This is a genomic window from Marinobacter sp. V34, assembly GCF_055524115.1.
Genome location: NZ_JBUPZY010000001.1, coordinates 311,587 through 338,510, shown reverse-complemented (window position 1 = coordinate 338,510; position 26,924 = coordinate 311,587). Strand labels below are relative to the sequence as shown.

20 protein-coding genes are annotated in these 26,924 nt (G+C 57.7%); 10 read left to right on the top strand and 10 right to left on the bottom strand.

Going from position 1 to position 26,924, the window contains the following annotated elements; genetic code table 11:
• The first annotated feature begins 60 nt into the window (after positions 1–60).
• The 3 genes from AC0B60_RS01675 (at position 61) to AC0B60_RS01665 (ending at position 5,416) form a co-directional block, all read left to right on the top strand.
• A complete protein-coding gene (locus tag AC0B60_RS01675; RefSeq protein ID WP_465083522.1) occupies positions 61–2,928 on the top strand; it encodes an HD domain-containing phosphohydrolase in 2,868 nt (955 codons plus the stop codon).
• A gap of 90 nt (positions 2,929–3,018) precedes the next feature.
• Positions 3,019–3,780: a co-chaperone DjlA gene (djlA, locus tag AC0B60_RS01670; protein WP_465083520.1), complete on the top strand. Its 762-nt coding sequence runs from the start codon at positions 3,019–3,021 to the stop codon at positions 3,778–3,780.
• 157 nt (positions 3,781–3,937) lie between these two features.
• Complete coding sequence (locus tag AC0B60_RS01665; RefSeq protein WP_465083519.1) at positions 3,938–5,416, top strand: amidase; 1,479 nt, start codon at positions 3,938–3,940, stop codon at positions 5,414–5,416.
• Here AC0B60_RS01665 and AC0B60_RS01660 read toward each other — a convergent pair.
• Entirely contained in the window at positions 5,406–7,274 is a 1,869-nt protein-coding gene (locus AC0B60_RS01660; RefSeq protein WP_465083518.1) for a sensor domain-containing diguanylate cyclase, read from the bottom strand. The genes AC0B60_RS01665 and AC0B60_RS01660 overlap by 11 nt on opposite strands.
• 223 nt (positions 7,275–7,497) lie before the next feature.
• Here AC0B60_RS01660 and AC0B60_RS01655 point away from each other — a divergent pair, with 223 nt between their 5' ends.
• Positions 7,498–9,402, top strand: a complete 1,905-nt coding sequence (locus AC0B60_RS01655) for a putative bifunctional diguanylate cyclase/phosphodiesterase (protein WP_465083516.1) — start codon at positions 7,498–7,500, stop codon at positions 9,400–9,402.
• Between the two features lie 16 nt (positions 9,403–9,418).
• On the opposite strand, the gene AC0B60_RS01650 is transcribed toward AC0B60_RS01655, so the two are convergent.
• Together AC0B60_RS01650 and AC0B60_RS01645 are read right to left on the bottom strand one after the other, a co-directional pair.
• Positions 9,419–12,505: an efflux RND transporter permease subunit gene (locus AC0B60_RS01650; protein WP_465083515.1), complete on the bottom strand. Its 3,087-nt coding sequence runs from the start codon at positions 12,503–12,505 to the stop codon at positions 9,419–9,421.
• A 5-nt stretch (positions 12,506–12,510) separates the two neighbouring features.
• Positions 12,511–13,593, bottom strand: coding sequence for an efflux RND transporter periplasmic adaptor subunit (locus AC0B60_RS01645; protein ID WP_465083514.1), 1,083 nt, complete (start codon positions 13,591–13,593; stop codon positions 12,511–12,513).
• A gap of 327 nt (positions 13,594–13,920) precedes the next feature.
• Between AC0B60_RS01645 and ilvG the strand changes: the two genes are divergently transcribed.
• Together ilvG and AC0B60_RS01635 are read left to right on the top strand one after the other, a co-directional pair.
• Positions 13,921–15,615, top strand: coding sequence for an acetolactate synthase 2 catalytic subunit (gene ilvG, locus AC0B60_RS01640; RefSeq protein WP_465083513.1), 1,695 nt, complete (start codon positions 13,921–13,923; stop codon positions 15,613–15,615).
• Positions 15,612–15,890: an ACT domain-containing protein gene (locus AC0B60_RS01635; RefSeq protein WP_465083512.1), complete on the top strand. Its 279-nt coding sequence runs from the start codon at positions 15,612–15,614 to the stop codon at positions 15,888–15,890. Before ilvG ends, AC0B60_RS01635 begins: the two co-directional genes overlap by 4 nt.
• A gap of 280 nt (positions 15,891–16,170) precedes the next feature.
• On the opposite strand, the gene cynS is transcribed toward AC0B60_RS01635, so the two are convergent.
• From cynS to AC0B60_RS01615, 4 genes are all read right to left on the bottom strand, one after another.
• Entirely contained in the window at positions 16,171–16,614 is a 444-nt protein-coding gene (gene cynS / locus AC0B60_RS01630; protein ID WP_465083511.1) for a cyanase, read from the bottom strand.
• A 250-nt stretch (positions 16,615–16,864) separates the two neighbouring features.
• Positions 16,865–17,923 carry a proline racemase family protein gene (locus AC0B60_RS01625; protein ID WP_465083510.1) on the bottom strand — a complete coding sequence of 353 codons (1,059 nt, stop codon included), beginning with the start codon at positions 17,921–17,923 and terminating at the stop codon, positions 16,865–16,867.
• Entirely contained in the window at positions 17,923–19,071 is a 1,149-nt protein-coding gene (locus AC0B60_RS01620; protein WP_465083509.1) for a zinc-binding dehydrogenase, read from the bottom strand. Before AC0B60_RS01620 ends, AC0B60_RS01625 begins: the two co-directional genes overlap by 1 nt.
• A 79-nt stretch (positions 19,072–19,150) precedes the next feature.
• Positions 19,151–20,224 (bottom strand): AI-2E family transporter, encoded by a 1,074-nt coding sequence (locus AC0B60_RS01615; protein WP_465083508.1) that lies wholly within the window; start codon positions 20,222–20,224, stop codon positions 19,151–19,153.
• Between the two features lie 188 nt (positions 20,225–20,412).
• Here AC0B60_RS01615 and AC0B60_RS01610 point away from each other — a divergent pair, with 188 nt between their 5' ends.
• From AC0B60_RS01610 to AC0B60_RS01600, 3 genes are all read left to right on the top strand, one after another.
• Complete coding sequence (locus AC0B60_RS01610) at positions 20,413–20,841, top strand: SRPBCC family protein (protein ID WP_465083507.1); 429 nt, start codon at positions 20,413–20,415, stop codon at positions 20,839–20,841.
• A gap of 126 nt (positions 20,842–20,967) precedes the next feature.
• Positions 20,968–21,690, top strand: coding sequence for a YebC/PmpR family DNA-binding transcriptional regulator (locus AC0B60_RS01605; protein WP_465083506.1), 723 nt, complete (start codon positions 20,968–20,970; stop codon positions 21,688–21,690).
• Positions 21,691–21,703: 13 nt separating this feature from the next.
• Positions 21,704–22,432 carry a glutamine amidotransferase gene (locus tag AC0B60_RS01600; protein WP_465083505.1) on the top strand — a complete coding sequence of 243 codons (729 nt, stop codon included), beginning with the start codon at positions 21,704–21,706 and terminating at the stop codon, positions 22,430–22,432.
• Here AC0B60_RS01600 and AC0B60_RS01595 read toward each other — a convergent pair.
• The 3 genes from AC0B60_RS01595 to AC0B60_RS01585 are packed head-to-tail and all read right to left on the bottom strand — an operon-like array spanning position 22,429 to position 25,195.
• Positions 22,429–22,779: an FHA domain-containing protein gene (locus AC0B60_RS01595; RefSeq protein WP_465083504.1), complete on the bottom strand. Its 351-nt coding sequence runs from the start codon at positions 22,777–22,779 to the stop codon at positions 22,429–22,431. The genes AC0B60_RS01600 and AC0B60_RS01595 overlap by 4 nt on opposite strands.
• Before the next feature lie 14 nt (positions 22,780–22,793).
• A complete protein-coding gene (locus AC0B60_RS01590) occupies positions 22,794–23,537 on the bottom strand; it encodes a PP2C family protein-serine/threonine phosphatase (protein WP_465083929.1) in 744 nt (247 codons plus the stop codon).
• Entirely contained in the window at positions 23,537–25,195 is a 1,659-nt protein-coding gene (locus AC0B60_RS01585; RefSeq protein WP_465083502.1) for a protein kinase domain-containing protein, read from the bottom strand. The genes AC0B60_RS01590 and AC0B60_RS01585 overlap by 1 nt, the downstream gene beginning before the upstream one ends.
• A gap of 216 nt (positions 25,196–25,411) precedes the next feature.
• On the opposite strand from AC0B60_RS01585, the gene AC0B60_RS01580 reads away from it, so the two are divergent.
• Positions 25,412–26,854: a phospholipase D-like domain-containing protein gene (locus AC0B60_RS01580; RefSeq protein WP_465083501.1), complete on the top strand. Its 1,443-nt coding sequence runs from the start codon at positions 25,412–25,414 to the stop codon at positions 26,852–26,854.
• Positions 26,855–26,924 lie beyond the last annotated feature (70 nt).

Below are 26,924 nucleotides of genomic sequence, written 5' to 3'. Positions count from 1 at the left end.
CCTTAGGTCAGTGCAGTGCTCTGCGCTCTGATACGCCAGACCACCGTTTAAGGATGAACCATGCGTCGAAACCGCCAGTCAGCGCAGGTATCACTTGCCTTTCTGATTGCCTCCGCGATCACGCTCGGCATGCTGGTACTCTCCATTGTACTGGTCGGGCAAAGCTTTCGCGGCATGGAAAGCGCCAAGATTACCGCTGCCAGTGCCACAGCCCGCCAGCTTGCCATCAGCGTGGATGACCGCATCCGTGCCATCACCGGTCCGCCGTCAACCGCTCTCGCCGTTCTCAGCCACGACCCTCTGGCCATCGCCGATACATTGCAACAACGCCTGGTCAGACTGCCGGTAGTCGCCGATATTCTCGACAGTAGCCACATTGTCAGTGCCGTTTACGCCGGATACGCCAACGGCGATTTCTTCCTGCTACGCAAGATACGCAGCTCCGGCGCCACACAGTTTCCCGACGCCCCCGCCAACGCCCACTACCTGCTTCAATCCATTACTCGAGCCGCGGACGGAAAGCAGCAGCCCGTGTGGCACTTTTACGACGCCAGCCGCTCCCTCCTGGAGCGCCGCACACCTTCCGACTACCGTTTTGATCCGCGAGCCCGTGGCTGGTACGAGCTCGCCGGCACCTCAAGCAACACGAAACTGACCGCACCCTATGTTTTCTTTACCACGGGTGAAACCGGCTTGACCCTTTCCCGACGACAAGCCATTGCGAATGGCCAGAACAACAATACCGTTTTTGGCATCGATGTAACCGTCACCGACCTGAGTACACAGCTAGCCGAGCTGCGGCAGACGCCCGGCACCCGCATTGCCATCGTCAATGGCGAGGGCTCCCCTCTGGCCTACACAGGGCCCGATGCCACCAACAGCGAGGCAGTTTCCGACACCTCCAAACCGCAAGGGTTTGATGACGATGCCCTCACCGCCGTCCTGGAACACGACAGCAAGCATGCCAAAAGTGAATTGGCAAACCGCTTTACCACCGAAAACCGGGACTGGTATGGAATGACAGAACCCCTTGAGTCCCTGGACCAGGAAAACCTGAAAATTGCCGTGGCGATTCCCGCCGACGAGCTGCTGGCCGATGTCTGGGCGGCTCTGACCCGGCAAACCATCCTGGCAGGTGCCATTGCACTGTTGCTGCTGGTCATCGGCTGGTTCCTGGGCCGTCGTGTGGGCCGACCGCTGGAATTACTGACCCGCCGAGTTGGAGCACTCTCACGCTTTCGCTTCGACACGCCGATCTCCGTCAATTCTCACATTCGCGAAGCCCGTCAACTGAGCGTCGCCCTGGAGGACATGGCCAGCACCATCCGCAGCTTCCAGAACATCGCCACCACGCTCAACCGAGGCCAGGACCTGGATAGCCTTTTGAAGGATATCCTCGAACAGATCACTCACATTCTCGGGCAGACCCGGGGCGCTATTTACCTGATGAGCCGTCAAGATAGCAAGCTCTCGCTATCCGTAGATCGTGGCATACAGCCGCCGGAAACTATCTTCGGCGTCAACGCCACGAACGACGACAACGAAGTGATACGGGCACTTCGTTACGCCCTTTCAGGCCACCCGGTGTTCGCCATCCTCAGGAACCGTCGCAAACAGCTGATTGGGGCTCTTGTCATCGAAATGGAGCATGGGGACCACACCCACCTGAGCGATGACCTGATCGTGTTTGTTAATGAGATCGCTGGCTCTGCCGCGGTCGCCATCGAAACCCGTGAACTGATTGAAAGCCAGCAGGCGTTGCTTGAAGGCATCATTCGCCTGGTTGCCAACGCCATTGATGCCAAGTCACCTTATACAGGTGGCCATTGCGACCGCGTACCCAAACTCGCCCAGATGATGGTGGATGACGCCATCCAAAGCCCCGCAGAACCCTTTGCCAACTTCGCCATGAATGACGATGAACGCTACGAGTTCCACCTGGCGGCATGGCTGCACGATTGCGGAAAGATCACCAGCCCAGAGCATGTGGTGGACAAGGCGGTCAAACTGGAAACGATCTACAACCGCATCCATGAGATTCGCACCCGCTTTGAAGTTCTGCACCGGGATGCCCAGATCCGGTGCCTGAAAAGACAACTGGATGGAGAGAGTTCTCAGCAGGCGGAAATCGATCGGGACCTGGAACAGGAAGAGCTTCAGGAAGCCTTTCGCGCAGTCGCCAACGCCAACACTGGTGGCGAATTCATGTCAGAAGACGACATGGAACACATCCGACAGATCGGCCAACGCACCTGGGTGCGTCATTTCAGTGACAGGCTGGGGTTGTCCGGCGACGAAAAACAGGTGCTGACTGACACGCCGGAGCAGGCGCTCCCTGCTACCGAACCCCTGCTGGCAGACAAGCCCGGCCACCTTCGCCCCTGGGGCGAGCACAAGCCACCCGTTACCAAAGACGACCCAAGAAACCGGTGGGGATTCGACATGACACTCCCACAGTATGCCGTCAATCAGGGTGAGCTCCACAACCTGACCGTGGCAAAAGGAACCCTGACTCCCGAGGAGCGCTTTCGGATCAACGACCACATCGTACAGACCATCTGCATGCTGGACGCCCTGCCCCTGCCTGACAGGCTGGCAAACGTGCCCCACCTGGCTGGCACTCATCATGAGCGCATGGACGGCGAAGGCTATCCCTGCCGGCTGAATGCAGACGAGATGGGCATTCCCGAGCGGATCATGGCGGTGGCGGATATCTTCGAGGCTCTGACCGCCGTGGACCGCCCCTACAAGGACGGCAAGACACTGACCGAATCCCTGACCATCATGCAAAAAATGGTGGACGAGGGCCACATCGACCGGGACGTATTCCAACTGTTCGTCAGGTCAGGCACCTACCGCCGATACGCGGAGCAACATCTGCGCCCAGAGCAGATTGACACCGTAGATGAAGAACGCTTTCTGACATGAACATTCTTCCATTGTGACGGGTTGTTTTCGAATTTCTCCCCGAAACCCGTATACTTTGCGCAGTTTTAAACACTTGAAAAGGACACTGACATGTTCGGCCTGTTTATCGGCGGTTTGATCGGCTACCTGTTTGGCCGCTTCCCCGGCCTTCTGATTGGCGCTGTGGCAGGCGTACTGTTGACCCGATACATCAAGAGCCGTCTGTGGCAAAAATTGCGCAATGTGCAGACGGACTTCCTGGAGTCCGTGTTTGCGGTGATGGGCGCCCTGTGCAAGGCCGACGGCGTTGTCACTCGCGACGAGATTCAGGTGGCGGAACGCCTGTTCGACCGATTTCGACTGACCGGTGAACACCGGGAACGGGCCAAGGCCGCTTTTAACCGGGGCAAGGCCAACGACTTCGATCTGGATGCGGAACTGCAACACTTCCTGCGGGTGAGTGGCCGACAGCCCGCGTTGCTTCAGATGTTCCTTCAGGTGCAGGTGTCTGCCGTTGCCGCCGATGGTGTGGTACACCCGGCCGAACATGAGATGCTGGTGCGCATTGCCCGAGGGCTGGGGCTGCCCGAGGCCCAGGTGGATCAGTTGGAAGCCATGTTGCGGGGCGCGCAGTCTGGCGCATCTGGCCAGGCATCGTCCGCCAGCCAGATTGACGATGCCTACAAGGTTCTGGGAGTTTCATCGTCCGCCAGCGATGCGGAGATCAAAAAAGCCTATCGCAAACTGATGAGTGAAAATCATCCGGACAAATTGGCCGGACGGGGCCTGCCTGAAAGCATGCGGGAAATGGCAGAAGGACGTACCCGCGAGATCAGTCACGCCTACGACGTGATCAAGGAGGCCCGCAGCTAGCCCATGCCCAGGAGAGCATGACTCGCCGGCTAAAACGGGTGGAAACTGGATTCTTACTTTCTGAGCGGAGCAATGCAATTTCCTGATATGACATATCGTCACGTTTAGGTTTTGTATACAGTGGATGCAGCCCCGATAACAAAACGGAGTATCTGTCTTGACCGTCCAGCATCCGTCGCAACCCTACTTGCAACCCCACCCGCAAACCCTGCACACCTTCAGCGACGACCTGCTTGGCCGGCACGACGCCACCGGGCTGGCCGAACTGATTCGCAGCGGCGACGTATCAGCCGGCGAAGTCCTTCAGGCCACCCTCGCCCGGGCGCGACTGGCCGAACCTTTTATCCATGGCCTGGTCGGCCCCATCCCAGATGACGGTGCGGGCATGATCGCGGATGAAATTCCGCCCCAAAAAACGGTGTCTGGCATCTTTTCGGGCGTTCCCACGGTAATCAAGGACAACACCGAGGTTAAAGGCTTTCCCACCTCCCATGGCACTGCGGCCATCGATTCCCATCCGGCAGACAAAACCAGCCCTTTTGCCCGCCAGTTTCTGGCCCAGGGCCTGGTGTGCTTTGGCAAAAGCACTCTGCCTGAGTTCGGCTTCAACGCCACCACGGAACCCGCCCATGGCACCCCGAGCCGCAACCCCTGGCATCTTCAATACTCCACCGGCGCTTCATCAGGAGGCTCTGCAGCACTGGTCGCTGCAGGCGTTATCCCTATCGCACACGCCAACGATGGCGGTGGGTCTATCCGCATTCCGGCCGCCTGCTGCGGGCTGGTGGGTTTGAAACCAACCCGCGGCCGCCTGATCGACAACGATGCGGCAAAAGCCTTGCCTGTCAATATCGTCAGCGATGGTGTCGTAACGCGTACGGTCAGGGATACTGCCAATTTCTACCACGGGGCAGAACGCTATTTCAGGAACCCGAAGCTCCCGGCCATTGGAAAGGTGGAGGGGCCCGCCACGCGCTCACTCAGGGTTGGCCTGGTGACCGACTCCATCAACGGTCACGCCACCGACACGCAAACGCGTGCAGCCGTTGAAAACACAGCGCGGTTGTTGGAAACCCTAGGCCACAGGGTGGAACTGGTGGAGGTTCCTGCTGCCTCCACCTTTCCGGACGATTTTGCGCTTTACTGGGGCATGCTGGCCTTCGGCGTACGCGCCAATGGCAAGCGGTTGATTCATCCAAGCTTTGATAAATCACGGTTGGACGGGCTGACCCTTGGGCTGGACAAGGCCTTCAGGAAGCAGTTCTACAAGTTGCCAGCGGCGCTCTGGCGTCTGCACCGGTCGTATCACGACTACGCCCGGGCCATGTCCGATTATGATGCTGTTCTCACTCCGGTACTTGGTCACACTACGCCTGAAATCGGTTACCTGAGCCCCACGAATGACTTCGATACCCTGTTCGATCGCCTGACCCAATACGCGAACTTCACGCCACTGGCCAACGCCACCGGCGCACCCGCCATTTCACTACCAATCAGCCTGAATGAGCAGGGCCTGCCAGTCTCCGTTCAACTGATGGGCAGGCACGGGGGTGAAAAGACACTGCTGGAACTGGCGTTTTTGCTGGAGGAGACCATGAACTGGCCCAGAATAGATGCTCAACCCATCAGGTCATGACAGGTTCCGCTCCGCGAACGGACGGGGGCTCGCAAGCGACAACCTGATTCCGCCCACGTCCCTTGGCTTCGTAAAGGGCCTCATCAGCCCAACAGAAGATGTCTTTGGTCGCATCCGCCTGGCTGGGGCAGACGGCACACAAACCGATACTCACCGTAAGGTGCAAGACCTCATCCGACACCCGGAATCCGGTTTCTTCAATCCGGCGACGGATCTTCTCGGCCACTCTCAGGGCGCCCTCTCTTGGGGTATCCGGTAACAAAACCACGAATTCCTCACCCCCATAACGGGCGGCCAGATCCTGCGGGCGCGTGACGTATTCGCGGATACAGTTGGCCACCATCTGCAGGCAATCGTCGCCGACCAGGTGACCATGTGTGTCGTTGAATCTCTTGAAATGATCGATATCCAGGAGTAGCAGTGACAATGGCTGACTGAACCGATAAGCCTTCACGACGGCGGAGCTGAAGGTGCGGTCAAAGTGACCCCGGTTTTTGAGTCCGGTTAGGGAATCAGTGGCACTGAGTTCACGCAACTGGTCATTGAGCGACTCAAGATCCCGCGTGCGCTCCTGCACTCTCTGCTCAAGTAACGTATTGGCCTCCTGCTGGATACGAAGGGATTTTTCCTGGGCCATCCTGGCTTTGCGTTCTTCAAGCAACAAGCGCTGCTGGGCCTCGAAAGCGCGCTTCTTTTCCCTGTTGAGCCGGTCTGCCAGCGCTACCGACAACAGAATGACGCCTATGGCGGAGCCCACCTGGGTCGCGTTCTCTGTCAGAAGGTTACGGGGCAGCATAGTGAACTTACTGAGCGCCAACACAATCCCTCCGAAGAGCATGAACACCCAGGCCAACGCATAATACCGAGCTGCCGGATCCTTCTTTAGCCAGCGTACAATGCTGAGCACCAACATCGTGGTGCAGCCCAGGAAAGCGAGCAGGATGGTCGGCAGGATCATCAGCCGATACGGAACCAGAAGCCCCGCAACTGCCATAACGCCGGCCATAACAACAACGCCCACCGTCAGTTTATTGAGAACCGGATGGTTGGTGGGTGTCACATTGATAAAGCGAATACTGAAAGTCCCGCCGAACAGCACCACCAGATTAAGGAACACAATAATCGCCTGATCGTTCCACCAGGTGGCCTCCGGCCAGAGATACTGGAAGGCGACGCCATGCAGGCTTGCCAGAAACAGAGGCATGGCCGAAATGTAGCCCACGTAGTGCAGGAAACTCCGTTCACCCACCGCCATGTAAACAAACAGGTTGTACAGAATCATCACCAGCACAATGCCATAGTAGATACCCTCGAACAGGCTGCGCGACTGCTCGGCCACATAGAAGGCGTCCTGATCCCAAAGGGTCAGGGGTACCTGCATGGAGCTGGTGGTGTCCACCCGAAGATAAATGGACAGGTTGTCTCCGCCTGACAGGTTCAAAGGAACGAGAAAATTACGATGATAGATCAGGCGTTGGTAGAAGGGGTATTTGTCACCCAAAAGGTGTTGTTCAATCCGTTCACCATCGTCAAGCAGATAAACCTCAATGTGGTCCAGCACCGGATACCCGATTTCCAGGAACAGGGGCACCGTGACAGAACCGGCGTTACGAACGTTTACCCGAAACCAGTAAACCTCGTCACCGTATCCCAGGCTAACGCTGTCTTTGCCATTTGTTTGCCATTCCTGTTCGGGAAGCTGTTTCACCGAATCCAGGGAAACCGTGTCGGCAGGCTCCTGCCAGTAGTCCACGAACCTTGGGAGCTCCAGGCGCTTGTCGTGACCGCCCCAAACCGCTGGCTCTGCCGACACGAGGGCCGACAGTGCAATGAGCAGCACAGCGAACAGAATCCGCATCAGACCCTTTTCCAAAGACATCCCCAATTCAGAGACATAATGTGTTGATTGGTTATTCGTCACCAGCATAAACCAGAAATCGGGACTCCGCCCCGTGGAGCCATAAAATGACTCAATCGGACAACAAAACATCACTAAATGAGATGCTTTCTAACCTTATGAGGCCCCAGTGTGGACAGCATCAAGACCCAGTGCCAGTATGAGTGAGGTGGAAAATGTCAGCATGGAGACGACCAATTGCCAGCTCCATTCGTACATCCATTATCGTCCTCGGAACGAACAGCCAGAGCCTATGCACGATACGGATACCTTCGTGACCTTTCACAAGGCACTGACGGAACTCAGCCACAGTCAGGCGTTTATCGACAAGGAGCGCCCGCAGAAGCTCGCAGACCTGACGGCACTCTGCGCGAAGCTGCTCGACGTTGAACGGGTCAGTGTTTGGCAATTCCCGGAACAACGTGATCGCATTGAGTCCGAGTGGCTTCATACTACGGACGCTGCCACCGGCGACAAATCCAGCCTGTACCAGTTCGGAAACCCGGAGTACTTCTCAGCTCTGGAAACCGAACGCGTGCTGTGTGTTCGGGACGCCCAGAACGATCCACGCACCCGGGCATTTGCGCCGGGCTATCTTATCCCCCTGAACATCGTGTCGATGCTTGATGCACCGGTGTTTGATGGTGCCCGGCTCAGCGGCGTGGTTTGTCTGGAATCTACGCACCAACGCAACTGGAGCCTGCCGGAAATATCCTTCGTCATCGCCATTGCCGATACCATCAGCCTGATCAACACCCACGAAGCCTGGCTCTATTCACAACGGACCCTTGAATACGTCACCCGTTACGATTCACTCACCGGGCTATCAAACATAGAATCCCTGCGAGACCGCATCAACCACCTTGCCAGCAAGATAGAGCGACGGGGGCTTGGCAGCCTGGCTCTGATATGGATCGACGTGGACCGCCTGAAATCCATTAACGATGGACTTGGGCCGCAGGTGGGAGACAACGTTATTGCCGAAGTTGGCCGCCGCCTGAAAAAGCTTTCCGTTCCGGGCAAGGACCTACTGGCCAGGATAGGTGGCGATGAGTACGCCCTGATCGTGCGTAACCACACCACGCGTGACTCACTGGAATTGACGGCCTCGCGGATACGGCAGCACATTAACAATCCCATCCGCCTCACCGGCCATTCCATCACCGTGGGTGCAAGCCTGGGGATCTGTCACCTGCCCGGAGACTGTCAAACCACCGAAGATCTGTTACGTGGCGCCGAAGCTGCCATGTACAACGCCAAGCAACGAGGCCGGGATCAGGCCTGCTTCTTTGACTCCAGCATCCAGATAACAGCCCGCTCCCGTTTCGCCCTGGAAAACGACTTGCGGGCGGCCATAAGCAACCACTCCCTGGACGTATTCTACCAGCCCATCATGAACGCCACGGGCCTGAACATAGAGTCACTGGAAGCCCTGGTGCGCTGGCAACACCCGCAACGGGGCTGGTTGTCACCCATTGAATTTCTGGGTATAGCCAGAAGTGGTGGCCTGATGTACGCGCTGGGGGAGTGTGTGCTTCGCCGCGCGTGCGAACACTGGCAACAGGCTCACAACCAGGGCATCACGCTGCCAGAGACTTCAGTCAACCTGGCCGCCGAGCAGGTATCGGTACCGGAACTGCCGAGCCTGATCAGGGAAACCTGCCGTGAATACAGCGTGCCGGTCAGCGCGCTGCATTTCGAGGTAACCGAGGATTCCATTCAAGGGGATTTCAGCTCACTGACCAGCATCCTGGAAGAGCTGGTCGCCGATGGTGCAAGCCTCTCCATAGATGACTTCGGAACTGGCTATTCATCTCTTTCCCGCCTCAAAAGTTTGCCCTTCTCGCGGATCAAGATTGACCGTTCCTTCATCAGTCAACTGCCAGACGACGAAGACGACTGCGCCATTACCCTGTCGATTATCGGTCTGGCACGGGGGCTTGGGCTCTCGGTCGTCGCCGAAGGCGTTGAAACCGAAGCCCATGAAAAATGGCTCTTTCAGCAGGGCTGTGATTATCTGCAAGGCTATCGTTATAGCAAGCCCCTGCCGTTCGATACTCTCATGGACGAGTTTTTCCCACTACCCTGACAATTCCGACGCGGTGTCATTCGCCACTGGAGGAGTCGGGGTCAGCCGGTTTGATTTTCCGCCCTACTTTGTCCCCCAACACCAGCAGTGCGGGGGTCAGCAACAGCGTAAGCAGCGTGGCAAACGCCAACCCCCCTGCGATGGCACTCGATAGCTGGGTCCACCACTGCGTTGACGGAGCACCGACGCCGAGAGACGGCGTTATCAGATCCACGTTTACCCCCAGCACCATTGGCATCAACCCGAGTATGGTGGTGATGGCCGTCAGCAATACCGGGCGTAGGCGCAGGCACCCGGTTTCCAGGGCTGCTTCGAAGGCCGCCATACCGCTTTGGCGCATGTGGTTGTAGGTGTCGATCAAAATGATGTTGTTGTTCACCACAATGCCCGCAAGGGCAATGATCCCCATACCCACCATTACGATTCCAAATGACTGCCCGTTCAGCAGCAGGCCAAGCAATACACCGGCCGTGGAAAGCACAATGGCCGACAGAATCAGCATGGTCTGGTAGAGGGAGTTGAACTGGGTCACCAGAATCAGCAGCATCAGCGCAATCGCCACCAGAAACGCCGATGCCAGAAAATTCGACGCCTGCTGCTGGTCCTCGTTCTCTCCAGCAAATCGCACGGAAACCCCCTCGGGAGTTTCCGGCATTTGTTGCTGCAGTGCCATCAGCAGCTCGTCTGCACGGCGACCCGGCGCTATGTCGGACTTGATCGTAATGGTGCGCTGTCCGTCTACCCGGGTAATGCTGCCAATCTTGTCACCGGGAGCCAGCTCAACAAACTCCGAGAGCGGCACCTGTCCGCGACTGGTGTTGATCGTCTGGCGCTGGAACTGGTCCAGCTCGCGCCAACTATTGGGCACCCTCACGGCGATATCGACTTCGTCGCGCACGTCCTCAGGACGATAGGTAGCAAGCACCAGGCCGTTGGTAATCAGTCGCACCGCACTGCCCACACTGAGCACGTCGGAGCCAAATCGGGCAGCGGCAGAACGGTCGACGTTCAGTCGCCATTCAATACCCGGAAGGCTGCGGTCGTCTTCGACATCCACAAAGCCATCGATGCCAGACATCCGTTCCCGGATAAGAGCGACATACCGCTCCAGTTGGTTGCTGTCCATACTGCTAACCATAAGTTCAATGGGCTTGCCATCCGCGGGGCCGCCCTCCTGCTTACGAAACTCCAGTTCGATGCCGGGAATATCAGCCGTACGCGTACGGAAGTCCTCCAGTATCTTCGTTGCCGATCGGCGCTCAAACCAATCGGTGAACTGGAACTGCAACACACCGATTACGTCCGGCGCCATCTGGTTACCGGGGCTGATCATTGAGCGGGCATAGAGGGCTTTCACCTCCGGCATTCCCTGTAAACGCTGCTCGACCTGTCGAACGATAGTATCGCGCTCCTGCACCGACAGATCCCCTCTGGCTCTGACATGTACCTGCGCTGAATCCGGCTCCACACTCGGAAAAAATTCAACACCGTGGTTGAACTTTCCATAGGCCACATAGATCACCACAACGATGCCAAGCACTCCAAGAAGCGTAAAACCGGGCTTAGCCAACAGTCGCCCGAGAACGCCACGATAGGCGTCCGTCATCCGACCACTGATCGCCGCCTGAGGACGACGCTTTCCGCCGCTGATGCTGCCAAGGACGGGCAAAAACACGAGAGCCATGGCCAATGAGGCGGTTAGGCAGATGATGACGGTGGTGGGCAGAAACTTCATGAACTCGCCAACCACACCCGGCCAGAACAACAGGGGAATGAAAACCGCCAACGTGGTAGCGGTTGATGCAATGATGGGCCAGGCCATGCGGCTGGCTGCCTCGCCCCAAGCGGACGTTACACTCTGGCCTTCGGAGAGGTTCCTGTCGGCCAGTTCGGACACCACGATCGCCCCGTCCACCAGCATCCCCGCTACGAGTATGAGGCTGAACAACACGACAATGTTCAGGGTAAAGCCCATACCCCAAATCACCAGGATACCGGTCAGGAACGCCCCGGGAATGGTGAGTCCCACCAAAACGGCAGAACGAGGACCCATGGCGGCAATGATCAGGACAATCACCAGCACGATGGCGGTCAACACATTGTTAAGCAGATCGCTAAGGATGTCCCGTACTTCACCTGACTGGTCCATGATGTAACGAACTTCCAGCTCATCGGGCAGTTGCGGCCCAGCACTTTCAATCAGCGCTTTCACCTTTTCCACCGTTTCGATGATGTTGGCACCGGTCCTCTTGGATACTTCCAGCACCAGCGCCGGCTCACCGTTGATCCTGGCGAACCCTCGCGGGTCTTTGAAGGTTCGCTGAAGCATAGCCACGTCGCCAAAGGTGACAACGGTGTCGCCGCCTACCTTGACCGGCATGGCCATGACATCTTCCACAGATTCAATAACGCCCGGAACCTTCATGGTCATGCGGCCAGCACCGGTATCCAGGCTTCCGGCAGCAACCAGTTGATTGTTGCGAGTGACCAACGTCGCCAACTGATCAAAATCGACGCCATAGCTTTCAAGTACCTGCGGATCAACCACGATTTCGAGCAGGTCTTCCCGGTCACCGCCAATGTCCACTTCCAGCACTTCCGGGATGCCTTCGATGGCATCCTGAAAGCGCCGGGCAATGGTGACCAGTTCGCGTTCGGAAAGAGGTCCTGAGAGGCCAACAGACATCACCGGAAACAGAGCCACGTTAATTTCATTCACCCTCGGCTCATCAGCTTCCTGGGGCAGCTTGCTGCGGGCGGTATCGACCTTTTCCCTCACATCCTGGAGCGCGATGTCCGGGTCAAACCCGGCGTCAAACTCCAGCATCACAGAGGCATGGCCCTCCGATGCCGTACCACGCATTTCCTTGACGCCCTCGAGGGAACGCAACTCCTGCTCCATAGGCCTGATAAGCAGGCGCTCGCCGTCTTCCGGGCTGATTCCCTCCAGTGTCATTGACACATAGATCATGGGAATGGTGATGTCCGGGTTCGCTTCTTTGGGGATGGTCTGAAACGCCGCAATGCCGCCCAGAATCAAAAAAACCAGGGTAAGCAGTGTGGTCCGGCTACGGTCGAGAGCGGCGAAAATCAAGGTTCGCATGACAATCAGCCCCGGTCCGAATCACGATCGACCGGGCGCACCTGCTGCCCAATGGATACAAAACCCGCTCCCCGGGTAATCAGCCGGATCTCGTCCGGCAAGCCAGTGACCCAGGCACCGTCCGTGGTGACGTTCAGGAGTTTGACTGTGGTAAACACCACTTCGTTATTGTCGCCCACATAGCGAACACCGGGCCGGCCATCGTCCCCAAGACTGAGATAGGCCGGCGAAATGAACATCGCCTCCACTTCCGGCAAGGCAATGCGTAACGTGGCACTGCCGCCGGCAACCCGCTTACGTTCCGGGTTGTCTATGGACACTTCCACCGGGAAACTGCGGGTATCCGGGTCTGCGGCACTGGCCACGAAATTCACCACGCCTTCCAGGCTGTCGCCATCCAACGTGCGAATGGTCACCGCCTGCCCCTCTTCGACAGCGCCCACTGACTGCTGCGGAATTTGCCCCGTCGCTTTCAGCCGATCAACGCGCACCAGCTCCAACAGTGGCGACCCGACCTGAACGAGATCCCCAAGATCAACATCCCGGCGATTCACCGTTCCATCAAAAGGCGCGCGTGGCTCCAGATTGTCAACCGCAAGGCGTGCCTGCGCGAGTTCCGCCCTGGCCGCGGACAGTTCACTTTGCAGGGTCAATACTTCCGATTCGGACGTGAGATTCCGAGAGCGGAGCTTCTGGGAAGCCGACAGATCGGCCTCCAGTTTGCGAATGCGGGACTGCCATTGTTCTACCGATGTACGTCGCCCATCCTCGGAGAGTCGAAGCAGGACATCTCCCGCCTCAATCTGTGCGCCCTGTTCCACCATCAACTCTTCTACCGTGCCGGCTACCCGCGCGCCAACTGACACGGTTCGCCAGGGTTCCAACTGCCCCTGCAGTATTAAACCAGGCTCGTAAAGCCTTTCCCTCAGCACATCGACCTGAACGGAAGGCACGCTGACCGCCTCCTCAGGTGTATCCTCTGGCGCCTCATCCCGTGCTTCCTTGACGTCACCGGTCGCCATCCATACCACCAATAAAGCCAGTACCAGAAAGGACAGTCCGATGGATCCCAGTTTTGCTTTGGTCATTGATCGCTCGCAGTTAAATTCGGGTGATGTCGGTTTACAGTCCAGGCACGCGTTTTAAAAACTGTCAGAAAACGGTTGCATCCGGTTGTTTTCGTGGGGTAGATTCTACACATAAATTTCTCACAGATTCAGAGCAGATACTGATTTTATGAATCTCAACGCAGTGGTTGTCCTTGTGAAGCTAGTCCTGGTGGTCGTGGTACCGTCCGGGGGCTTCTGCGTGGACAAGCGAGTGAGATAGAAACAGACTCGACAAACACACGAAAGCCCCCGGCACCGAAAGGTCCCGGGGGCTTTTTTTTGCACCAGGAAAAAGGGAAAACGACCATGAACGGCGCACAGCACATTCTTGACGCGTTCCACCGTCACAACATCGGCACGGTTTTCGGGTATCCAGGCGGCTGCATCATGCCGCTATACGATGCTCTGGTGGACGATGTGGGCGTGGAGCACGTTCTGTGCCGCCACGAGCAGGCTTGCGCCCTTGCCGCCGACGGCTACGCACGTGCAAGCGGCAAGCTGGGCGTCTGTATTGCCACCTCCGGCCCCGGCGCCACCAACCTGATCACAGGCGTTGCCAATGCCCACCGGGATTCCATTCCGATGCTGGTCATCACCGGCCAGGTGCCTTCCGGCCTGATCGGTACCGACGCCTTCCAGGAAACCGACGTATTAGGTATGACGCTGGGCATCGTCAAACACAGTTACCTGATTGACGATGCCAACGCCCTGCCCGCTATCATGGAAGAAGCCATGGATCTGGCCCAAAGTGGGCGGCCGGGACCGGTGTGGATTGATATTCCCAAGGATCTGTTGCTGACGGACGTCAGCGATACCCCCTTGCCCCGGTCCCAGCCACCGGAGACCAGCTTCCCGGATCTGGCCGAAGCACTCACCATGCTGCGGGCGGCCCGCAAACCCATCCTTTACAGCGGCGGCGGCATCAGCCTGGCCCATGCTGAAGACCGCTTTCGCACGTTTGCTGAATCCGCCGCCCTGCCAGCGGTGGTAACACTCAAAGGTATCGGCAACCCCGGCAAACATAACCCTTACAACCTGGGCATGCTGGGCATGCATGGTTCCCGGGCGGCCAATAAAGCAGTGGATGAATGCGACCTGCTGCTGGTTATCGGTGCCCGCCTGGACGATCGCGCCACCGGCAACCTGAATGGCTTCGCCCCCAACGCGAAGATGATCCACATTGATGCCGACGCCGCCGAGATCAACAAACTGCGCCCAACCGAACTGGCTATTCGCGGGGATCTGAATGACATTCTCGAAGCTCTGACCAATGCCTTGCAGGATAAGCCGCTGGTCATAGACGATTGGCAAAAACAGTGCCGAACCTGGCATACCACCGGCGGCTTCCACGCCGCTGACAACGAAGAACCTCTGGCCCCGATCACCGGCCCGGCCTTTGTTCGCCAGCTCTCCCGAATTGCCCGGGACGATACCGTCATCGCCTGCGACGTTGGCCAGCACCAGATGTGGGTAGCCCAGCACTACGAGTTTGACCACCCTCGCCACCACCTCACCAGTGGCGGCCTGGGCACCATGGGCTTCGGCCTGCCCGCCGCCATCGGCGCCCAGTTTGCAGACCGCAACAGCACGGTGATCAACGTGACGGGCGACGGATCGTTCATGATGAACGCTCAGGAACTGGCCACCATCCGCCGCTATAACCTGCCGGTAAAACTGATCGTCATGGACAACCAATGCCTGGGCATGGTCCGCCAGCAGCAGGAGTTGTTCTACGACAACCGGGAAAGCCAGATCAATCTGGATGACAACCCGGACTTCGTCGCCATGGCCCGCGCCTTTGAGATCCCGGCGTTGCATATCAACCGTACCGACCAGATCCGCCGCGGCATCGAAACCATTCTGGCCTACAACGGCCCGATGCTTTTGCACGTGGCCATCAGCCGTGAGGAGAACGTCTGGCCCATCGTCAAACCCGGCGCCAGCAACCGCGAAATGATCGACGAAACCCGACGCACCAACAACAAGGAAAACGTTGCATGAAACCGCAAAGCGAGCCCTCAACACCGAGCTATAAAATCAACTGCCGCATGTCACAGGAAGCGGCCGCCCTGGAGCGCCTTTGCCAGGTGGTCCGTATTCGCGGTTTCCGGATTGCCACAATGGCGGTGGAATCCGCCGGGGAGCATCTCGATATCACCCTGACCCTGGAGGGAACCCGGCCGATTGCCATGCTCCAGTCGCAACTGGAGAAGTTGCATACGGTCGCAGAGGTTGCTCTTGGTCAGGTTTCGGGGGTTCGGGTTCAGACTGCCTGAGGCTTTGGGAGTTACCTTCTCTTTCGTAGCCTGAGGGTTTTGCGAGCGGGCTTGCGGGGTGGCATCTGTATTTCTCTTGAAAAAGAACTCGCTTCGCTCAGACATCTTTTTCTGGCGAAAAATCCAGATACCACCCCGCGCCGAGCCAACCACGGCGTGTTCGCGAAAAAAAGAAAAGCGACTGGAAAGGTCGACCTGGAGCTGTCGGTTAGCCCCCCCCGTATCCGCCCGCAAAACCCTCGGGCTACGAAAGAGAAGGCAACTCAGAAACAAAAACCGATCACCAAGCCTTATAAGGCAGAAACTTACCGTTCATGGTAACCACAACCCGGTCACCCTTGGGGTTCTCCTCCTTGTCCACGTGCATGGTGAAGTCGATGGCGCTCATGATGCCATCGCCGAATTTTTCGTGGATGAGTTCTTTCAGGGTGTCGCCATACACACCGACCACCTCATAGAGACGGTAGATCAGAGGGTCCTGGGGAACAGCACCGTCCCAGGCCTTTTTCGGGCAAACCTGCAGGGCTTCGGCCACCACCATATCAAGACCAAGGGTTTCGCACACCGCAAGCGCTTTGTCCTCGGTCATGCTGTTCATGCCCAGGCAGCCGGAGGTTGTAAATACTGGTGACAGGCCGATGGCTTCGGAAAGAGCTTCCCAGGAGACGCCCTTGGTCGCTTTAGCTTCCAGGATTTTTGCAGTCATCAATTCTTTGCTCATCATGATCATTTCCACTTGTGACACCTTTTCTGTTGGGCATTGCCCGCCGCTAATCAGGCAGATCGTAGGGGCCACGCTTAGGTTTGATCACTTTGACGCCAATTCCACAAAACACCATGTCACCACGGTGGATGTCCCCAAACTGGGGCTTGTCGCACCTTTCTGGTGCGCTTTTGGGTGCTCACTCTGTCGGATGCTTACCAATCACGGGCCCGCATCACAACCAAAGCAGTGTTTGTGCCAGGTTCCGACATCAACCCGGCTGGTTTTCGTCCGAGCGTGCGCTGGTAAGGATGTGAGTAAGGCCCCCACAGTCCACCATCGGGTCATCGCAATTAACGATGATATCGGCCCGGTTCAGCACGTAGCTCTTGCCGGTGATGGTATTCTCGACCACTTGGTGTTCCCCTTCCTGGCGCACGCCGGTGAACTCTCCGATAAACCCGGTTTCACGGAGGGAGACGGTTTCCAGGCGGTCACCCGGGCTGATTTTGCCCTCGTAGTTCATTAACGCAAGCCGGGCGGAAGTACCCGTGCCGGTGGTGCTGCGGCAGATGACACCCGGATGGACATAAGTGGCCGACCGGGAGCGATACGAATGATCAGACAATTGTTCAACCGGCCCCATGAAATGGAGGAAGGGCAAGGGTCCGACATCACCCAGCGTGTAGTGGGAGAAGCCGCGCTCTGCCTGGATGGCCTCCACGATCTGATAGGCGCATTCGCTGAGTTTGCGTTCTTCGTCCAGGGTCAGGGAAAATCCCAGGCTTGTCGCGTCCACCAGGGCGTAGAAACCACCGCTGTAGGCCACGCTGTAGGATACGTCACCGATCGAGGGCACGTGGATACTGGCTTGGTAGGTGTCAATGTAACTGGGTAGCCCGCCACAGGTAATGGCTTCCACAACTCCGTCCCGGACAAGAGCGTCGATGTGGACCAGGCCCGCTGGCGCTTCCAGGGCGAAACTCTGCCACCCTTCCCGCTTGGCGACGATGCCACTCTCCAGCACCGCTGTGGCGGTACAGATGGTGTTGGAACCGGAGTAGATCGGATATCCCATCACTTCCATGATGATGTAACCGGCGACCGCCTCGGGATTTGTGGGCGGCACCAGCAAGTCCACGGACATTTCGGGGATGCCGTAGGGCTCTTCCAGCAGCAGGGTGCGCAGGCCATCCGCCTTGTCCCGCAGGTACTCCATCTGGGCGCGCACGGTGTCCCCCGGAAGTGGGCAGATGCCGCCAGTTACGATTCGGCTTACATCACCGCCGGCGTGGGTGTCCATCAGTTGCAGTTTGAGTTCAGGATGCATCAGGGCTTCTCCAGGGCATACGGGGCGCCATGCTCGGCCCATTGGGCATCAGGAACGATCACGATTTTGCCCAGGTAGTTGCTGTTGCGATTGACGAAATAGCGTTCAGCTTCGTGCAGTTCAGACAACCTGAAAGCAGCGTGAAGTACCGGCTTCAACTGACCGCTGCGAATCCAGGCAACCAGTTGTTCCGCTTCTTCACGGGTACCATGTGACACGCCGAACACCTGCACCTGATACAGGTAGATCCGTGTCCACATGATTTCGCTGACATTCCCGGCACTGGCGCCGGCGATGCTGAGCCTTGGGTAATCATTGCGGCCGTTCATGTCGAAGATCATGGTATCGATAAACTGGTCAGTCATCTCGCCACCGGCCAGGTCCATCACGGCATCAATCGGCCGACCACCAGTGACAGACCGCACCTTGTCCGTGAAGTTATCCATGTCGGAACGGTCCAGCACGGCTTCGGCGCCCAGTTTGAGCAATGCATCGGCCTTATCACGTTGGCTCAGCGCATAGGGAATCGCCCCCATGATGCGGCAAAGCTGGATAAGGGCGGTGCCAACGCCACCGCTGGCACCGGTTACAAGGATGTGCTCGCCTGCTTTTACCCGTGCGGATGTGAGCATGTGCAAGGCGGTCTGGTAGGAGCACATGCCCATGGCGGCAAGTTCGGCATCGGCCAAATCGGCATTCTCGACATGGTGGAACTGGTCGGAAGGCACGGCGATATATTCCGCGAACCCACCATCGGCGCCGTGGCCGTAGTAGTCCGGGGTCAGGTTGATATCCCGGCGGTCGTCGGCGTAGAGGTTGAAGTCCAACAGGCCCCGTTGGCCGACCCGTGTTTCGTCCACACCCTGCCCCACGGCGACAACACGCCCAACAACGTCCGCACCTTGAACTCTGGGGAACGTCAGCGTGGGTGAGCCACCCATCTGGAAGGAGGTTACGTCGCCCTTATCCTTGGTGGGGTATAGGCCCTCCCGCGCTTTGCGGTCGGTGTTGTTCTTGGCGGTGGCGGTGACCTGGACGAGCACGTCTCCCTCACCAGGAGTGGGAACAGGTACGTCTTCGGTGTATTCCAGTTTTTCGATGCCACCGTGGCCGGTGAGCAGCATGGCTTTCATGGTCGTCGGGATCATGGGCGTTCTGCTCCTGTTTTGCTGGATATCAGGTCAGGATAGGCCAGATTCAAAGCAGTGTCAGGGCCCCCAGCAGCTTTTACCGCGCAATAACCTTGTAAATCGGCCGCAGTTTCGGGATCTGTTTGAGAACCACCTGGATGATGGTCATCAGGGGGACGGCCAGCAGCACACCAACCGGGCCCCACAACCACCCCCAGAAGAAGATGGACACGAAGATGACTACGGGGTTGATGGCCATACGGAAACCGTGGATCCAGGGTTCGATGAAAAAACCGACGGTGGAGGTAAGGGCCAGGTAGCCGAGCGGGGCGATGGCCATCATCCAGAGTGTGTCGAGGCTGGTCGCAGACACAACTGCCAGCAGGATGATGGTCAGGATGACGCCCAGGTAGGGGATGAATCTGGCCAGACCGGCAACAAGGCCCCAGACGGCCGGATCCGGCAGGCCGACAGCCCAGCAGATGAGCCCGGTGGTGATGCCAACCAGCAGGTTGCTGAGACTGAGTACCGCCAGGTACTGGGCGATTTGTTGCTGGGAATCGCGGGCAATCTGGAGCACATTGCGGCGCTGTCGTTTCGGGAGCTGTCGCACGAAGTTGAGGATGATGCGGTCACCGCCCACCAGCAGGAAATAGGTCAGGGCCAGCGCCAGCGCGAGGCCGGCGGCACCGTTACGGGCCTTGTTCAATAGCTGGTTGCGCCACGAGTCCGTCTTCAGGACGACGGTGTTGGTTGTGGTTTTCTCGTCTTTGGACAGTTCGTCCATGGACTCTTCCACTTTCTTTGCCGATTCGTTGACCTTTTCGATCTGGCTTTTTATGCCGCTCTCACCCATGAGCAGTCGGGAGATTCCCTGTGGCGCCTCCTGTGCCCACTCCAGGGCCGGAGTAGCAACGGCAGCCCCAATGCCCGCCAGACTTGCGATCATCACGACCATCAATACCAATGAGCTGAGCACCCTTGGGATCCCGATTTTGTCGTAGGCTTTTTTGACGAGGGGAAATAGCAACAGGCTGGTCAGGACCGCCAGGACAATTGGCAGGATTATCTGATGGGCAACGTAAAGGGTATAGAGTATCCCGAGGCCAAAGAGGCCATTCAGTGGTGTCGCGAGATCTGAGCGTGCGGGTTGTTCATTGTCGTTGTTCATGCAGGTCCGTGCACCTTATCGGGCTGTATAGAAAGTGTAGCGTCGAATGCACCACGAGGCTCAGTGTACCTGTCCCCCACCTTCCATTCAGCCCTTTTGGGTCATCGGTCGGTCATTGCCACCACGTCACTTTTGTTGTAACACTTAACCGGATACCCTATTGAAAATCGTCTCTGAAGAGTTCATACATGGCGAACTACAAGATTGAAATTGATGAAACATTTGATGTGCCGCGCAATCGTGTGTTTGCGCTGTTTGCGGATCATGAGCGCTTCGGGAAGTTATTGGGAGCACCGGTGAAGCGCATTCGAGACAGCGATCAGGCCGACCCCAACGGCCTTGGGTCCATCCGTAAGATCGGCATCGGTCCCATCGGCCTTGAAGAAACCATCATTACCTTCGAACCGGGTATGCTCATTGAGTACACAATTTCCAGCATGAGCCCCATCCGCAACCATCTCGGCCGCATCCGTTTCGACGATGCCGACAACGGCAGGACTCGTGTCCAGTACACCATTTCCTTTGACGACATCGTGCCCTTTACTGGCAAACTGGTCAGTTCCGCCCTCGATCAGGGCATCCGCAAAGGCATCCGCAGGGTCCCCAAGTTGGCCTGAAAGCACTTAAAACACGGCGTTTTTTGATCATGGAGTTGTCATCGGCGGCCTCGACAAATAAGGCTGTCGCCAGCCAGTCTAGTCGAGTAAAATCCGCACCTTTGAAAACGACATTGAGGCAGCGTAATGGGCAGAGCCTATCAGAATCGCAAAGACTCCATGGCCAAAACGGCCGCCGCCAAAACCAAGGTCTACAGCAAGTACGGCCGTGAAATTTATGTATGCGCCAAGTCCGGCGGCCCGGACCCGGACGCCAATCTCAGCCTGCGAGGCCTGATTGACCGCGCCAAGAAAGATCAGGTGCCTGCGCACGTGATTGAGAAGGCCCTGGAAAAAGCACGCGGCGGTGCCGGTGAGGACTTTTCCCCTGCCCGCTATGAAGGTTTCGGCCCCGGCAACTGCATGGCCATCGTGGATTGCCTGACCGACAATCCCAACCGCACCTTCGGAGATGTGCGCCTGGCGTTCACCAAGACCAAATGCAAGATCGGCACCCAGGGCAGCGTCAGCCACATGTTCGATCACTGCGCTATTCTCGGTTTCAAGGGCGACGACGAGGAAGCGGCCCTGGAAGCGCTAATGACGGCGGATGTGGATGTCACCGACATTGAACACGAAGACGGCATGATTACCGTGTTCGCACCCCACACCGAATACGCCAAGGCACGACAGGCACTGCAGGAAGCATTTGAAGGCCTGGAGTTTGAAGCGGACGAGATCCAGTTCCTGCCCCAGACCACCACCACTGTCGAAGGCGACGACATTGAGCTGTTCGAGAAATTCATGGACATGCTGAACGACCTCGACGACGTCCAGAACGTCTACCACAACGCGGTCATTGCAGACTGACGGGAGCATCACCTTGGCCAGGGTCGTCATACTCAAAACAGGCACTACCTACCCATCTCTTTTCGATGCATTCGGGGATTTCGACAGCTGGTTCCTTGCCAGACTGTCGCCGGAGCTCGATCTCCGGGTGGTGGATGTCACCGTTGATGATCTTCCCGGCAAGCCCGGGGACTGGGACGGCATTGTGGTAACCGGCTCACCAGCCATGGTGAGTGATCGCGCCGCCTGGAGCGAACAGGCAGGCACCTGGCTAGCTGAAGCGGTAAACAACGAAATACCGGTTCTTGGCGTATGCTACGGGCATCAGTTGCTGGCCCACGCGCTGGGTGGCGAAGCTGGCTATAATCCACGCGGCCGGGAAACCGGCACCCATCAGGTAGAGTTGCTGGACGCTGCGATGGATGACCCTTTATTCAAGGGGTTACCCCAAACATTCCCGGCGCAATTAACGCACCGGCAGTCCGTACTCCGGTTGCCGGAAAATGCCGTTCTTCTGGGCCGAAACGAGTTCGAACCGCATCAGGCCTTTCGTGTGGGCCGCTGCGCCTGGGGTATACAGTTCCACCCGGAATTCTCAGCAGAGGTGATGCGCGCCTACCTCAAGGTGCAGGCACCCGATCTGGAAAAGGAAGGGCTGGATGCCAAGGCACTGATTGAGAACGTGATCGACGCGCCCAACGCCACGTCCCTGCTCGGTCGGTTCTCCCGACTGGTGCTCGACGGCCTGCCAATGGACCACTAATCCAGTATGTAGGCGGTTTTCTCCAGCGCATTTTCCTCTTCGTCAATGAAGCGGAATTCGTTCCAGCCAATGCGAACCAGGTCGTTACTGTTCAGGCGCTGGCGTCGATCAATCCGGAGTTCGTTCACAAACGTGCCGTTGGTGCTATTCTGGTCGGTGATGTAGTAGTCTACCGTGCCTTCCAGGTAGGCATTGGGCACCGCCTCGATCAATGCGTGATGGCCGCTGACAGAAATCTCGTCGATGCGGATATCGTTATCGCCACGCCTGCCGACATGAATTTCCGCCTGATCCAGCTCAAAGGTGGTCACCACAACATTGTCCACCAGTTGGGAAAGTGACGCCATACAGGCCTCCTCCATTAATTAAGAATCAACAGTACAACGGACACGTTGTCGGCCGCCTCGTTATCAAGGCTCGCATCCACCAGCGCCCGAACCTTATCGTCGGGTGTTTCACACACAGACATCAGCGACTGCCATTGATCCTCCGGCAAAGCGCCCGTAAGGCCATCGGAACATAGCAACAGGGAATCTCCAGCCGCCAACCGTACGCGGCGGAAGCTGGCAATGGCCGATGAGGCGCCAAGCGCGCGCGTGAGCACATTACGGAAAGGCACATGGGGCACGTCATCAGGGCGGATGCTGCCATCGTCCAGCATATTCTGTACCACGGTGTCGTCCCGAGTCTGGCATACCAGCTCGCTCCCTTGAACGAGATAGCAGCGGGAATCTCCCAGGTGAGCAATGTGAGCCTCACCGTCAATCACCCAGGCCACAACCAGCGTGGTCCCCATTTTGGCCAGGTCCGCATCGGTAGCCCTCCGACCGGCAATTCGCTCGCTGGCCAGGTTGATCGCAAACTGGATGGCATCGTCCGGCTCCTCCGGCACACCCTCATCCGGCGACAACCAGGGCACCAGCACCTCCATCACCGTATCCACGGCTATGCGACTGGCCACTTCCCCGCCGTGGTAACCGCCCATTCCATCGGCAACTACCAGCAGCACCTGCCGGTTATCCTCACTGACCCGCCAGTCAATCGCGTCCTGATTGGTTTTTCGCAACGCCCCGACATCCGTTATGCCAGCCACCAGGGGGTTCATCACGATGCTTCCTCCCTTGTCTCACGGCTCGCCTGCCTTCGCAACGCTTCTGCCATGGTGGCGGCACTCAGGAAGCGCTTGTCAGGCTCCCGTTGTATGGCTTTATTAATCAGACGGACAACACCGTTGGGAAGTTCCGGGTTGAACTCGCGGACACTCCGTGGGCGCTTGTTCAGAATCTGGTAGGTCAAGTTGGCGAGAGTGTCACCTTGATAAGGTGTCTCCCCACAGACCAGTTTGTACAGAGTGATACCCAGACTGTAGGTGTCGGTGGCGCCGGTGACTTTCTGGCCCTTTAGCTGCTCCGGAGACATATACAGTGGACTGCCCATGACACTGCCGGTGCGAGTCCGGGAGTCGTCCGAGATCTTGGCAATGCCGAAATCGGTAATTTTTATCTCACCGTTGTCCGGATTGAAGATGATGTTACCCGGTTTGATATCGCGATGGATGATTTTCTGGCGATGCGCGTAATCAAGGGCATCCGCCACCCGGGCGACGATGTCCAACGCCGTTGCCAATGGCAGCAATCGGCCCGGCTTGCCAAATTCACTGAGCGGCCGGCCCTTGGCATAATCCATGGCGATAAACGCAAGGTCGGCTTCCTCCCCGACGTCGTACACGGTGACAATCGCCGGGTGGCTGAGGCGGCCCGCCGCCTCCGCTTCCCGAAAGAAGCGTGATTTCAGGTCCCGAAGTTCGCTGTCCTCAAAGGTCTGGTAACTGAGCGTCTTGATGGCCACGGTACGGGCTATCTTGGGGTCCTTGCCGAGATAGACCACACCCATGGCGCCCCGCCCTATCTCACGCTCGATCTCGTAGCGGCCCAGGGTGGGCCGGCTGACGCTTTGCTCAGGCATGACCAGGGTTCGCGTATTGTCAAAACCACCGGGAGAAATAACGGTTGCCTCGGTGGTCAGGCTCCCGAGTGCCGCCAGGCGTTTTTCCGCGTCCCGGTACTTTCGCTTCTGCTGAAGAATCTGCTGGTAGGTGGCAGAGGCTTTGTCATACTGACGTTTTCGCTCCTGCTGAATGGCAATATCGTATTGCAGGGCCAGGGTTTCTTCGGTGGGTGGGCATTCGGCCAGCACTTCCAGCGCCTCATCGGAATGCCCCTGTTGCAGCAACAGGCGGCCAAGGCGGGTGCGGGCTGCACGGACGTTCTCCGACAACGCGATAATATCCCGTTTCGGCTGCAGCCAGAACAACATAATGACATAACCGACCATCAGCAGGGTGACCACTTCACCCAATGGCAGCCAGGCGCTCTGATAGAACATGAACGCTGCTTGCAGAACCACCAGCGCCCCGGCAATCAGCAACAACACCGGCAGGGCGACCGCGCCGCCCATTTTGGGAACTGCGAGCACCAGAATGAGCGTCGACGCCATCAATCCGGCGCGAATCGCCAGCGCTGACCACACTGGCTCGACAAGCCCCCGGGCCTGCAGCGCCGTTGCGAATGCGTCCGGTGTCATATCCACAACCCGAACAGCATCGCCAATGCCCGCAGGGTTGCCGAGCGCGCTGAACAGTACCCGATCCAACCAGCCCAACAGTGGCAACGCGTCACCCACAAACACACACACCAGCGCCAGCACAACAATAAGCAGGCGCAGACTGAACAGACGGGAACCAATTAAAGCCAGTGAATTCACAGGAATCGTTATCGTAAATGATTGATCCAACAAGTTTAGAAAGTGAACGCCAGCAGCGATAGCTCAAGACGGACGTTTTTTGTAAGTGTTTGTTTACCTGGGACCATGATCACGTCGCGGCCATTATTAATCCAGGATGACATGGGTGTAAGGACGGCACGGGTTCCTGTGCAGTATAGTTTCGTCTTTGTATCTTTTCCGCCAGGAAGCATGAAAATGACAGTGAAGTTACTGATTGGTCTAATTATTCTGACCATCACAACTACCGGCTTGTACCACACGTTGAAGCCCTTGCCCCCCGGTATCGGTTTCCATGGCGCGGAGCAGCCTCTGACGAACGCCAGACTGCTCACCGACAGGACCCTGCATTTCGGCAACGAAGAGCCACGGCTGGACCACGAAATTTTCGATGAGGCCCTCAATATGATTTCGGCCGCCCGCCGTTTCGTCCTGGTGGACATGTTCCTCTTCAATGGCACCCGTGAGGAGGGCAGCCGTCAGCGGCCATTGGCTCGGGAGCTGACCGAAGCACTGTTCAAGCAACGGGAGGCGAATCCGGATTTGCGTGTTGTCGTTATTTCCGACCCTATAAACACCGTATACGGCGGCACGGTCTCACCTTATTTCCAGCAACTAAGGCAGGCAGGCATTCCGGTAATAGAAACCAGGTTGGAGCGCCTTCGTGACAGCAATCCGACCTGGTCCGGCCTGTGGCGCTTCTGTTGTCAGTGGATGGGCAATTCAGCAACCGGTGGCTGGCTACCGAACGCGCTCGGCGAGCAGCCGGTCACCCTGCGCAGTTACCTGGCACTCCCCAACTTCAAGGCCAACCACCGCAAAGTACTGATCACCGACAACGCAGAGGGCTTCCACGCCCTGGTGACCTCGGCCAACCCCCACGATGGCAGTAGCAGGCACAGCAACATCGGCCTGCGATTCGGAGGGCCAGCCGTGGCCGATCTGCTGCGCAGCGAGCGTGCCGTTCTGGCCATGTCCGGTGCAGACACCGAGGTGGTGGATGAAATGATCAGCAGCCTGCCACAAGCCGCGGCCGGCATTGATTCGGTCGATACCATCCAGGTCTTAACAGAGTCGGCCATACGGGCCACGGCCAGGGACATCATTGGCACCGCAAATGCAGGAGACAGGCTGGACCTGGCCATGTTCTACCTGTCACACCGAACGTTGCTGGAAGAACTGAAAGAAGCCCACAAACGCGGTATCGAAGTGCGGGTACTGCTGGACGCCAACAACGATGCCTTTGGTATGGCTAAAAGTGGCATACCCAACCGACAGGCGGCCATGGAGCTTAATGGCGCCGGCATTACCGTACGTTGGTGCAATACCGAAGGTGAACAGTGCCACAGTAAATTACTGATCAGGCGCGACACCCACGGCAACGCTCAACTGCTGCTCGGCTCGGCCAATTTCACCCGCCGCAACCTCGACGACCTGAACCTTGAAACCAGCGTGCTCGTGCGCTCCAACGTGCACTCAGAGATCGCTCGCAAAGCGGCCGGCTTCTTCGATGAGCAATGGAACCACGGGCCGGGTGAAACACCGGTGATGAGCCTGCCTTACAATGCCTGGGCCGATGAGTCCAGGATACGGTATTGGCAATACAGATTGATGGAGGCAACGGGACTGTCCACGTTTTAAGCGTCCTTCATCCGGAGGAACCTGGAACGCAGAAAACGCGTGCTACTATTAGGTCAGCTTGAATGTCGGA